The 12,060-nt window shown below is 50.9% G+C and carries 11 protein-coding genes; 2 read left to right on the top strand and 9 right to left on the bottom strand.

The window, feature by feature from the left end:
* The 4 genes from HOK28_17340 to HOK28_17325 form a co-directional block, all read right to left on the bottom strand.
* Positions 1–2,030: S8 family serine peptidase (locus tag HOK28_17340; protein MBT6434865.1), on the bottom strand; the 2,030-nt coding region annotated here is incomplete at its 3' end.
* A 165-nt stretch (positions 2,031–2,195) separates the two neighbouring features.
* On the bottom strand, positions 2,196–3,320 hold the full coding sequence (locus HOK28_17335) for a di-heme enzyme (protein MBT6434864.1): 1,125 nt from the start codon (positions 3,318–3,320) through the stop codon (positions 2,196–2,198).
* Positions 3,317–4,153 (bottom strand): metallo-mystery pair system four-Cys motif protein, encoded by an 837-nt coding sequence (locus HOK28_17330; GenBank protein MBT6434863.1) that lies wholly within the window; start codon positions 4,151–4,153, stop codon positions 3,317–3,319. Before HOK28_17330 ends, HOK28_17335 begins: the two co-directional genes overlap by 4 nt.
* A 99-nt stretch (positions 4,154–4,252) precedes the next feature.
* Entirely contained in the window at positions 4,253–4,744 is a 492-nt protein-coding gene (locus HOK28_17325; protein ID MBT6434862.1) for a glutathione peroxidase, read from the bottom strand.
* A gap of 427 nt (positions 4,745–5,171) precedes the next feature.
* On the opposite strand from HOK28_17325, the gene HOK28_17320 reads away from it, so the two are divergent.
* Complete coding sequence (locus HOK28_17320; GenBank protein ID MBT6434861.1) at positions 5,172–6,746, top strand: hypothetical protein; 1,575 nt, start codon at positions 5,172–5,174, stop codon at positions 6,744–6,746.
* 78 nt (positions 6,747–6,824) lie between these two features.
* Here HOK28_17320 and HOK28_17315 read toward each other — a convergent pair whose 3' ends face one another.
* The 5 genes from HOK28_17315 to HOK28_17295 form a co-directional block, all read right to left on the bottom strand.
* Entirely contained in the window at positions 6,825–7,127 is a 303-nt protein-coding gene (locus HOK28_17315) for a late competence development ComFB family protein (GenBank protein MBT6434860.1), read from the bottom strand.
* Positions 7,128–7,239: 112 nt separating this feature from the next.
* On the bottom strand, positions 7,240–7,986 hold the full coding sequence (locus HOK28_17310; GenBank protein ID MBT6434859.1) for a DUF2894 domain-containing protein: 747 nt from the start codon (positions 7,984–7,986) through the stop codon (positions 7,240–7,242).
* Positions 7,987–8,628, bottom strand: coding sequence for an OmpA family protein (locus tag HOK28_17305; GenBank protein ID MBT6434858.1), 642 nt, complete (start codon positions 8,626–8,628; stop codon positions 7,987–7,989).
* Positions 8,625–10,571: a hypothetical protein gene (locus HOK28_17300; protein MBT6434857.1), complete on the bottom strand. Its 1,947-nt coding sequence runs from the start codon at positions 10,569–10,571 to the stop codon at positions 8,625–8,627. Before HOK28_17300 ends, HOK28_17305 begins: the two co-directional genes overlap by 4 nt.
* A gap of 43 nt (positions 10,572–10,614) precedes the next feature.
* Positions 10,615–11,433, bottom strand: coding sequence for a DUF3348 family protein (locus HOK28_17295; protein ID MBT6434856.1), 819 nt, complete (start codon positions 11,431–11,433; stop codon positions 10,615–10,617).
* Positions 11,434–11,649: 216 nt separating this feature from the next.
* Between HOK28_17295 and HOK28_17290 the strand changes: the two genes are divergently transcribed.
* Positions 11,650–12,060 (top strand): DUF839 domain-containing protein (locus HOK28_17290; GenBank protein ID MBT6434855.1); only part of this gene is annotated, 411 nt, incomplete at its 3' end.

Here is a 12,060-nt window from a genome sequence, read left to right as displayed (position 1 = left end):
GCAGGTCTTGGCTCGAAGGATATAAGATGCCACTGGTTGGGTAACGCGGTGACGCTACGACCAAACCCTACAGCCGAAAATGAAATCCCATCTTGAGATATTTCAACGTCGAAATCAACGGGGAAAAAGTCGGGGTAAATTTCAGACGGTAACAACTCAAGCTGTTCAAGCTGGGAAGTCTCGCTGAGCTGGAGGACAATGTATTTTTCGTCGTTGGACTGGCTTGGCGGCACAAACCACGCGCTGCTTAGGTCACCGTCGGCTGCGTTGTCTGCTCCCCAGTAGTCAGACACGGATCCTGAGGAGTCCAGGACGGTGGCTTCTTGGAGTGCGCCTTCAAAGCTCGAGGCAACAAGGTCGATGACCGATGCAGGCGCAGTGGCATCAGTTGCCGTTACATTCAGTTCGTTACTGAGTTCACTTTTTTGTCCGCGGTCGCCAACAGCTTGGACCACCACGTAGTAAGCAGCACCATGTAAAAGTCCGGTAATTTCGGCGGTTAGCTCTGTGGCTTCGACAGTTGTGGAGTTGGTGTAACTGCCTGACTGGGTTCCCCATTGAATGAGGTATTGAGCAGCTTCGGTTTCTGACTCCGGTTGAGTCCAGCTCAACGTTATGTTTCGGCTCGGACCGGCAGTGCCTTCAAAATCTTCGGGCGTGGTGGGCGGCGGGATATGGTCGTTGATCATTCTGAAGACATTGAGTCTAGAGCCAGTGACTGTCTTGCCTGCAAGCTCACCAGTAGCATCGGCGGAATCGAGTAAGGCTTGTCGAAGCTCAGATACGGTCACGTCTGGATACATGGAAAGGAAAAGAGCCGTGGCTCCTGCCACGTGGGGCGAAGCCATCGATGTGCCCGACATATATGCGTAGGCACCACTTGGCATGGTGCTCAATATGTTGTGTCCTGGGGCACCCAGGTCGACCGAATTTGCTCCATAGTTTGAGCCGCCGCTCCAGCCGTGCCTCCCGTCACAAAGTTCGTGTTGGCCGGAGTCGCCGTTGTAGGCCAATGCAGCAACACTGATGACGCTCTCAAGATCGACGTTACTCGGATTGTGGTTGTAGATGTCGGTATTAACGCCATCGTTGCCTGAGGCAGCGATAAACATGCCGCCATTGTCTTCTAGGCTTTGTATGGCAGCCACGAGGGCACCGGGAGAATTGTAGTATGCTCCAAGGCTCGCATTGAGTACTTGCGCGCCATTATTCGCGGCATACTTAATGGCATTCACCATATCGACGAAGGATGCTCGGGGTCCGGATGACGTATTGTGGAATACATTGAGTGCCATAATTTGCACCTGCCAATTGACGCCTACAACTCCATTGTTGTTGTTTCCAACCGCCCCGATGGTTCCCGATACGTGTGAGCCGTGGCCGTGAATATCCATGGGATCATTGCCAGCGGTTCCCGTTACGGCATCGAAGTGCCAACCCAGGACGTCGTCTATAAATCCATTCGCGTCATCGTCGACCCCGTTGTCTGGGATTTCGCCGGTGTTGCTCCACATGTTGTCGGCGAGATCAGAGTGATTGTAATCCACGCCGGTGTCCATGACCGCAACGACCACGTCTCTTGAGCCGGTGGTTAGATTCCAGGCTTCGGGGCCGTGAAGTGAATGCATGCCCCATAAATAATCCCAGCGCGAATCATTGGGCTCTCGGGTCATGGGCATTAGGTAATTTTTGTCGACGGATTCTGCAATCTCACTTTGCAAAAGGATGCTCATCGCTTCGTTGGCGGTGATGTTACCCGGTAACTCGAGGTGTATGTAGCCTAGCTCTGTGCTGAGAGGGCTGTTCTCAGAAATAACAGTGGCACCTATGCTGTTATAGACTTCTTGCCGAGCCTCTTCCGTGGCTTCGATTGACGGCATGAAAATGACTTCGTGGGCCAGGTAGGGTGTGCCTTGCTCATCAACGAGTGTGGCGCTGGCATCGCGGTTGTAATCCTCGATGTCACTGCAGCCCCAGAGAGCAAGGAGGGCAAGAGGAAGGAATTTTAAGCTGTTTATGCGGCGTACCATATTCTTATCTCTTCATGTTGTTATCAGTCGAGTATACCAACGTCTGTGCGTGAAAGTGCTACTAAAAACAGGGGTTGGGAACGCTGAAGGGATCAGAGGAGATGTTGCAGTACGAGACTGTAGGCCGGTGTAGGCAATATGCTGGATTGGTCGGTTAACCAGTTGTTATTGGGCTTGAAATGGGTCGGAGAAGGCTGGGTTCGTGAGAAACGCTTCGTCGGTGAGCGTTTCAAGGAAGGATAGAAGATCTACCATTTCCTCATCGCTGATAATGAAGCCTGGTACAAACTCGCTTTTGTATGGGTTGTCTGAGCCGACTCCGGCGTGTTCGCCTTCAGTTATCGTTCGTCCACCCGCTGCATAATGCTCCACAACTTCTCGCAATGTTTCGATGCTTCCATCGTGCATGTAGGGCGCGGTCACTCCAATATTTCGTAGGCTTGGAGCCTTGAACCGACCCATGTCGAGTGGGTCTTCCGTAAGGCTGAAAAGGCCCTGGTTGGGATGCGGGTAAGCGCCTTCTCCATCAATGTTGTAGAGACCCGTATTATGAAAGGCGACCTCGTCAAATGGCGTGCCTTGGTGGGATAAGCTGTCAGAGAAGTTGAATCCGCCATGGCAATGAAAACACTCGAGCCTTTCCGAGAGGAAGAGCCCGAGCCCTCTTTTCTCAGAGTCTGAAAGGGCGTCTGTATTCCCCGCCATGTAGCCGTCAAACGGCGTATCGAATGAGAGTAAGATGCGTTCAAAGCTTGCGAGGGCTTTGGTGAGGTTGCCAATTGAGAATGGTTGGTCGTCATTAGGAAATGCGTCCTGAAACATCTGGCTGTACATGGGATCGGTCGAGAACAAGGTCGTTAGCCGATCTTCGAGGCCAGCCATGCCCATCTCAACAGGTTCCTCTCCAAACAGCGGCGTAAGTGATTGGTCTTCCAGGCGGTCTAGGAGGTGGTTGGCCCAAGTGAGCCTTGAAGCGTAAACAATGTTGGTAAGGCTCATTGAGCCACGTGGGGTCACTTCTCCGGTGGTTCCATCGGAGAGTGCTTTCCCATCGGTAAATGCCAGTTCTTGTTTGTGGCAACTCGCGCAGGACATTTCATTATTGACGGAAAGTCGTGTGTCGTAAAAAAGAAAGCGTCCTAAATCAACTTTGGCTTGAGTTAGAGGATTGTCTTCGGGCACATTTGGAACAGGGAAATGGTCGGGCAATCCCCATTCCCATTCTGCGACGGGTTCAGGACTACAGGCTGTGAGGCATATCAGGGTGAGCGCAGCGATGAGAATTTTCATGGGCTTACTCGGAAGAAGTTGGCCGGCGATTCAACCTCGCCTGTTTCTTGGTTAAGACCCATATTTGTAAAGAGAGGTGAACAGTCACCATCGGTTTTTGAAGACATGCACCCGCTTAAAGTTTCGGGAGTGTTTTGGCTCACATTGGTTTCACGGAAGAGAATTTCGGCATCAACAATAATCGTGTCGGTTGCTGGGTTGAAGTTTGGGATAACGACGTCGGCTCGGTTTGAGCGGCTACAGCCGCTGACATCCCCAATGGTACCCTCGCAGCCAGTACTGCCAAGATGGAAGATAAAGTTATAATCTTCCGAGGCCACGTCCGCGCGAAAGAATTTGAAGCCGCCTTGCCAACCCCAGCTCATGTTGGTGAAGGTTAGGGGAGGAGTGGCTGTTGCTGGGTTGACGTGATTGTCGTCGAAGGGAACCCCAATGGTAAATCTGAGTTCGGTGAATTCTCTCTCTGGCACCTGACCGCTCAGAGTCGTATGTGTTTGCTCCGAACCGTTACGGCATGAACCTGTCCCGTCTTCAAAGTCGAGTAACGCCAAGTGCCATTGCTGCCAAATACCGTCTTCATCAAGCGTCACACTCAGCTCTTCCCCCTCGGCGGTGACGAGTCGTATGTTGTGAAGATAGAATCGAAAGTCAGAAAAGGTGATGGAAGTGTTGGCACTGCCTTGATTATCGTAGGTGGTCTCACAATTTAGCGGGTTCTCACCGACGTTGGCTTGAAAGCGAATCTCTACAGGGACGGTCTGCTCAGCGCAGCCTACCGATCCGCCGATCAGTAAAATGAGGAAGAGCTTTTTAAGGATTGGACTGGGGTTCATCGCATATACCGCTTTCCTGAAAACGAGGGAGCCCTATGCCCTTTATTGCCGTTTAACGCTTTAATGTTAATAGTCGATGGCGCAAGTTGGCAGGAAAACTTATTGTTTTGCTAGAAATTCTTCAACTTTGGGAATCATTTCCTTCGGTGAAACCTTGGATGCGAACCGTAGGACTTCTTTACCGTCGGGACTTACGAGAAATTTAGTGAAGTTCCATTTGATGGATTTACTCCCCAGTAACCCGGGGGCTTGTGACTTGAGCCACGAAAAAATTGGATGCGTGGCACTGCCATTAACCTCAACCTTTTCAAAGATGGGGAAAGAGACACCGTAGTTGATTTGGCAAAATTCTTCGATCTCGGTGTGGTTTCCGTCCTCTTGGTTACCAAACTGGTTGCACGGGAACCCGAGGACAACCAGACCTTTACTGGCAAACTCTTGGTGGAGTTTTTCGAGGCCTGCATATTGTGGGGTAAACCCGCACTTACTGGCAGTGTTTACAACCAAGATGACCTTACCTTTGAACGGCTCGAGAGTACCTGACTCTCCTTTAAGCGTTTTTACCGGCGTATTAAATAGTAGATCTGACATGGTCTTTCCTTGATTATAAACGAGAGCCATTCTCGTATCACACCAATTTGGTCTGACTGAGTAACAAATTCAAGTACAAATTACGATCGTATAGCCCGCATTTAGAGTGTTATGAAGCTGAAGCTTTCACCATCTGGTTAGGAAAACAACCTTGTGATCGAGCTGATCCGACCACTCTTGCTATCCTTCTGAAAACATTGACCTTATTTTTAAAAAGGAACTTACCTCATCCGATAACGATTCATGATTATTTACATTGAAAATTTGGATTGAAAGTTCCTTCTTATCGGGGTGAATTGTTTTGCGGATAATTGCCTACACGGGCCTACATTAGATTATCTTGTAGGTTCGTGAGAACGAACCGGTTGTCCCCTTGGCATACGTGATCTTGCTGGTAAGGTATTTCACTAACATGATGGAGGTAATGATGCGCCGTAGTTTGGTTTTCGGTTTCTCTCTTTTAAGTTTGGTTTTTGGCCTGGCCGCTTGCGGTGAGGCTGAACTCGTAGAAGGTTCTGAGTCCAACTCGGGTGGGGATTCCTCTGCGTCGAATCCGACACCGATTTCTGATGTTGCTCCAGTGGCCAGCGGTCTCCGTATTTCCAAAGTAACGATGCTACAGACTGTTAACCTCGCGATAATGGAAGACCACCGCGAAGTGAACAACCGCCCGGCGCCAGTGGTCGCGGGCAAGGACGCCATCATGCGCGTTTACGTTTCGCCAGACTCAAGCTTTCAGGCTCGCGATATCGTAGCGCGCTTGTCATTGCAGACAGCAGGGTCGGAGATCCCAGACGAAGAAATCTCAATGAATGTTAGGGGCTCATCAAGCGACGACGCTGGTGGAAGCACGTTTAACTTCATGATTGAAAGCCGTCTGATGACGGGCAGCTTGAATTATTCGATTCAGTTGTTCGAGGCCAGTGCAGACGCCGATTTTGGTAGCCCGAACCCTGAAGCCACTTGGCCAGCTGAAGGTAAAGTCCGAGTTGGTGAAGATAGCCCTCAGACATTGAAGGTTGTGCTTGTCCCGGTTCAATACAGCGCCGACGGTTCGGGGCGTGAGCCCGACACCAGTGCTACTCAGGTTCAGATCTACAAGGATATGTTCGAAGCTCTGTACCCCACAAGCAACATCGAATTGACTGTCCGTGAGACTGTGAATTGGACCTCTGAAATCAGCGCCTTTGGCCAAGGTTGGGGAGACCTACTTAGCGGCCTCCAGAACCTTCGCTACCAGGACAATGCCGACGACCAAGCTTACTACTACGGTGTTTTTTCGCCCGCGACCAGCTACTACAACTACTGCAACCGCGGATGCGTAGCGGGTTTAAGTACCCTGGCAACAGACTACCGATACCCATCCATGCGGACCAGTATTGGCCTGGGTTACTCGGGTGAAGAAGCTGCCGATACCATGGTTCATGAAGTAGGTCACGCCCACGGTCGTGAGCATGCACCGTGCGGCTTAGGCGGCCAGTCTTCGGACAATGGATATCCAAACACCAACGCCAATCTGGACCAATGGGGCTTCGACATGAGAAGCACCGACTTACTTTCGCCAAGCGCATATAAAGACATGATGAGCTACTGCTCTCCAATCTGGATCAGCGCTTACACCTACAACGGACTTTACAATCGCATGTCGAACGTAAACACGATGTCCTATGTTGTTAACGCCGAAGAGGTTCACGAAGAAGGTAGCCGAAATGCTGATACTTGGTTGTCAGTTGTTGTTGAGCCAACCGGCGAAGTGAAATGGGGTTACCCAATCGCAGCACCCAACGTCCCGGACTTAAATGTTGAGCGTAAGAGCGCTCACCTCATTGGAGAAGACGGAACCCGCGTTGGTAAAGTCGAAGGAATCTATATGCCATTTGGTCACGGTGAAGGTGGCATCTTATCCTTCCCACCCGTTGTAGACTTTGGTGTTGAGGCCATTGAGTTCCAAAAGACGACGCTCTTGCTAGAGGAAGCTCCACGAGCAGCGTTCATTGATTGATCCGTCCCGTCAGGACACTCTAAGTTGGGCGGCCTAGGTCGCCCTTCTTTTTGTCTAAAAAATGAGGACCACAGATGATTAACGGTGGTGTGGGTTGTTTCTCACAATTTCAATCGCACGCATCAGCTCTTTACGAGCATTCTTCTCAAGCTCGATCAGTTGTTCAAGGCGCTCGGTGCGCGGGTTGACCTTATCGATAAAACAAACCGCATATTTTGCAGGTAAACGATTCAATGCAATCGCCGCGATATCTTGAAGGCAGCCTTCGCTATCTGGAATTTTTACAGATCCCGATTGAACCATAATATGCAGCTGCTCGAAGACGATTTCTTCCGTGATATTTTCGAGTTCTTCGGTATGAAAATGCTCTTTGAACTTCATCTGGCATGACCCGTTGGTGTTGAGTATACCCAAGATTCCCTGATTCTGGGATTGACTGCAAGCTTGAGCTTCAAACCACCAAAAGTTTCTTGTTAACTAACGTAGTACCGGTTCAAGAGCGCGGGCGGCGCCTTGGCTTTGGTTTGGGCACTTGGTTCAAAAGTCGAATGATCTCAAGGTGAGAGACGACACGCTTTAAGTAGATAGGCGATAACGTCTCCAACTCTTCCAGCAGTTGAGTGGCCAGTGTTTGAGAGTTCAACGGGCCAGCGATTTCAGGCTTTTTCTTTCGTGCTGTTCCGACCGCGAGGCGATTTTTCTCTGCAGCTGCATGCTCTCGAAGTAGCTTAAGCGGAGAGCGATGCCGCAAGGGTCGATGTTTTGATCCGTCTTGCTCTTCATCACCATCTTCTGCGCCAGATTCTAGCTCTGCGAGTAAGTCGAGTTGAGCAAGTTCTTCAGCACTTCCAAACGTAGCGAGAAGGTCGGTTTGCCGTTGCTTGCGCTGGAAAATAGTGCGCCGGTCTTTCATTCGCCCCTTGATGTAACGGGTTAACCCTTTGAAGTCGCAGCGCTGGAAGTGTTCGTTCACGACTTGTTGATCCTCTTCCGTAAGATCGAGATCTTCAAGAAGCATTTCTACATCTGCGCGCGCTTCGTTGAACTGAGTTTGGTACTCAGAGAGTCTAAACCTTGCCATCTCTTCAAGCTGGATGCGGGCGTTGTGTGGGAGGTCCTTTGAGCGTTCCACGAGGGTTTCGATACAGATAAACGATGGCGCATCAAAGCCTTGAGCATTGGCACTCTTCATGAGCTCTAAGCGAGCTTTTAACCGTTCATGTGTACTGCCTGGATTCATTTAAGGCTGCTCCTTAGGAGCACGGCTGGCGCGAGGAACCGGGGCTATTTCCACGCGGCGATTTTTGGACCGAGTGTCGTGATCTAGATTGGGTTTAATAGGGTGGTGCTCACCAAACGCTGCTGCAAAGACCTGGTTGGCTTGGATGCCGCCAGTTACAAGGGTACGTGTGACTTCGAGGGCGCGCTGAGCTGAGAGGTCCCAGTTGTCGTCAAATTGATAATTGTCTTCGTGAATCGCGAGGTCGTCGGTAAAGCCGCTGACCATCAAGAGCTGGTCATGCTCATTGAGCCAACTTTTAAGTGGCGCTGATAAATCTCCAATTAGGGTTGTACCTTCTTCGGATAACTCTTTTGAGTTGAGGGCAAATAAGATGTTGCCGCTGATTCCAATACGACCATCGATGAGAGTAATTCGGCCTTCGGCAAGGGGAGCCGCCAATGCGTATTCGAGTTGCTCACGCCGGGTTTGTTCTTGCTCGCGTTTTTGAACCTCAGTTTGCAGTGAAGCTGCAAGGTCTACTTGGAAGCTCAGGGTCCAGATGAGGAGCATCACGAATACCCCAACCATACCGGCCATCAAGTCACCAAAAATAGCCCAGATAGGCGGCGACTCATCGCCTTGTTGATGGGGAGGCATCATGACGGGAGCTCCACTTTATCCGCTGTGGGACGCATCTCACGTAGGGCATCAAACATCTCTTTTTGGGAGATGATGGATTGGTCAATGATTTCTCTGGCTTGGTCAACGTACATAGAAAGCTGGTCGTTGCTTCTTTCGCCCGAGTGATTCAGTGCTTCTTGAATGCTCACCAAGCCTTCCATCAAAGTATCGTTGGACTTGCGGTAATCTTCAACAGCCGTGGTAAACATGGATGCTACAGCTGTCATTTCGACGCCGCCAGTTGCAATCATCGAGGCAGATTGCTCAAGTTGTTCTCGTGCCTTCATCAGCTCTTCGTTGGCTCGCTCACGCATGCCACTCATTTGGTTGTCGCAATTAGAGACAAGCTCCTCAAGCGTCGTGCCTTGCTGCTCCGTAGATTTTTGAACTGCTTCTGTGGCCAGCCGCATTGCATCCATCAGATCTTGGCGATCTTGGAGTAGGCTGTTTTCTCGCTCGAGCCGCTCTTCGAGTCGTGTATCGAGTGTTTCGAGCATTTTAGATACAGATTTAGGTGCTTCGGCTGCGGTCTCAATAACCTTTGTGAGGGGCGCTTCAAGGCCTTCACCCAGGAGCGACAGGTGCTCTTGAACAACAGCATCAAGGCGCCCTAGCTCTCCAAAGAGTTGCTGCGTGCGCTCTTTTTGACCCTCATCGAGTTGATTAAAGGCAGTGGTAATTGCCCCAGTGATGGTACCGATTTGGCCTTCCAGGTGGGAGACTGTTTCGACATCTGCGTGGGCAATGGCTGCTCGTAGATTCCCGAGTTGTTCTTCAAGCATCACGAACTGGTGTCTGGACTCGCCTGAGAAATTTTCCATGGTTTCTCGGGTTGAGTTGAGGAGTGTGGTGACGGCTTGTGAACCATTCTGAGTATTGGCTTGTGCTTCCTCCAATACGTCATTCATCGTGGCTCTGAATGCAGCGAGCTGTTCTTGCATTGCACTCTCAAGCGTATTGGCAATGGCTTGTGCCCGGTTTTGCTCATCGGTTTTTAAGGTCGTGTTCCATTGTTCGAACTGATGCTGAGCCTGCTCTTTAGCTTGTTTAAGTGCTGAACTGAGAACAGGGTCGAGCGTTTGAGCAGCTTGCGTGATCGACTCGCCAACGCCCTGGCTCATTGTTTCACGCACATCCTTGGCCGTTTGGCTTAAAAGGTTTGCGGTTTCAGCGGCGCTCTGCGTTTGCATCTGCTGAAAGGTGACGCTCATTTCGTTGAGGTTCTCGCCTACCTGCCCGAGTGCCTGCGTGGTGGTGGGAAGGTTTTCTACATGGCGAGTAAGAGAATCGAGCGCCAGAGTTTGGCGACCAACCAAGCTCAGCGAGACAAGTGGGCCGGCTAAGAGGTAGTCGAGTTCGTATTGAAGAGCGGTGGTTTCACGGCGAACGGAGACCAACAAAAAGCCCAGAAGCGCGGAGGCTGTGACACCGGCTACAGATGTACCAAATGCACGGCTAAGCCCTTGGATAGGCGCAGCAAGTCCCATACGAACGGTTTCAAGTTCCGTGCTGCCGGTCAGTGCGTCTCTTGCGCCTTGGAGTGTTTCGACAAGTCCGAGAAAAGTTCCCAAAAGGCCCAGCATGACCATGAGACCTACGAGGAATGGAGTGAGCGAAAGCTGTGGGAGCGTCGAGTATTGGCCACTTAGACGCATTTTTAAGTAATGGAAAACCGATTTTGGGGCCTGCTCAAGAGCTTCTTCCGGGCTGGATTCATCTTTAGCAACGGCGTCACAGGCGAGGCGCCAACCACCGAGCTGTTTCATAAACCGGTTGATCTCAGCAAGACCAAGACCAAATCCAATGGCAATCAAAAGGGTCACACCGAGGGCGACGTAGTCGTTGCCGGCATAGATGTATGCCATGCGGCCAATGATACCCGCTCCAATGAGTGCGGTGATGATAATACGGTAATGAAACATAATGATTCAGGCCTTCCATACGTCCCGAGGCGTGGTGCTCTCGTTAGGGGCGATTCCTTGGGAGGTTACAGGCAGCTTCAACGAGCGCCTGCAACGGTTGCAGTCGAAAATGTAAGATGGTGCGTAGGTAACGCATGATTGATTCTACAAAATTCTCCGGCCAACCGCCGGGAACAAACCATGCTTCTACGTCGGGTACGGTTGGGTTTGGGGGTAATAACTCCCGTGAGTCGAGAAAAACTTTTTTAAATTCGGCTTCGAGATGCGGAGAGAGTCGAGAGAGGTAGGCCTCACTTCTTGTCTCGATGCACCCATGCAGTGTTTGGTCGAGATAGTCGAGTTGGGTACCACGGGTTCCCAGTGCTTGTAGTTGAACTGAGAAATCACCCCTGAGCGCATCAACTCGAGTTTTCATTTCCTGATTACGAGTTCGATAAAATCGTCCCCATGGCTCGAAGGCGATCCTAGCGCGTTTGGCGTCTGAGAACTCTTCAACCATCAGTCCATTCTCGAAGAGATAATGGGCATAGCGCTCTGGCTTGGGAAGAGGTGCCGGGAGTCGTTTACGCCGAGTTGGAGGACGCGCACAGTGAGAGAGGTGACGTGAGATCTCACGGCGTCCGGTTAGAAAGAGTTCCTTAAGCTTGATGGCCGCTTGTGGGTCGAAAGGTCCTTCCGGAAGTTTGTGAAGGTCTTCGAGGGCAGATGAGAGGCGCATTGAGTCGTATACTTCGGTGAGGTCACCGAGCAATAAACCAACGTTACGCTGGTCAAGCTTGTGCCGTTGCTCAAACGCTGGGTTGAGCTCGGCCACCAATTCCGCGACCGGATTGGTGGTATTTAAGAATCCTGTTTCAGCCAAAATATCTCCTCATCCTGGGGAGGTATCATAGAGGGGTGACTAGATAAGGTGATCAGATGGGGCTTTGCGGCCCCGGATTTGATTGAATTGGATATTTTGATCCCCAATGAGGATCGCGTAAATCGTCTGAGATAGTCACGAATGTTTGGGCTGGCTCTGCTTTGATTGGTCTCATGGTGTGATATTGCTCGATCTGGAGCTCACTGTGAGGTTTGTATGCAGGATCGCAAAAATGGCCAACCAAACTTGGCAACATTGGTTGAAAACCGCTGGTCTCGCCGGGAATTCTTAAGAAAAACAGCTTTTATGGCGGGCTCGATTCCGCTCCTGGGGACGGTCGGTTGCTCGGTATTAGGTGAAGCATCTTCGGGAGTTCAGGTTCTACCGGCTTCTGCACAGGCACTTTTTGCCCGCGTTCCTCATGCAATAACGGATCAAATCAGCATTCCAGAGGGATATGAGGCTCAAGTATTGGTGGCTTGGGGCGATCCTATCGTTCCCGGCGCTCCCAAATTCCAGCCAGGGGCGCAATCGGTCGCGGATCAGCTCCAGCAGTTTGGTACCAATGCTGATTTCATTGGATATATTCCGTTGGCGGATGGACCTGCCGGGGGTCGGCATGGACTT

Source organism: Deltaproteobacteria bacterium (assembly GCA_018668695.1).
In the GTDB taxonomy this organism is placed as follows: Bacteria; Myxococcota; XYA12-FULL-58-9; order XYA12-FULL-58-9; family JABJBS01; genus JABJBS01.
The sequence above is the reverse complement of the archived record's forward strand: the minus strand, read 5'-3'. Positions and strand labels throughout refer to the sequence as shown.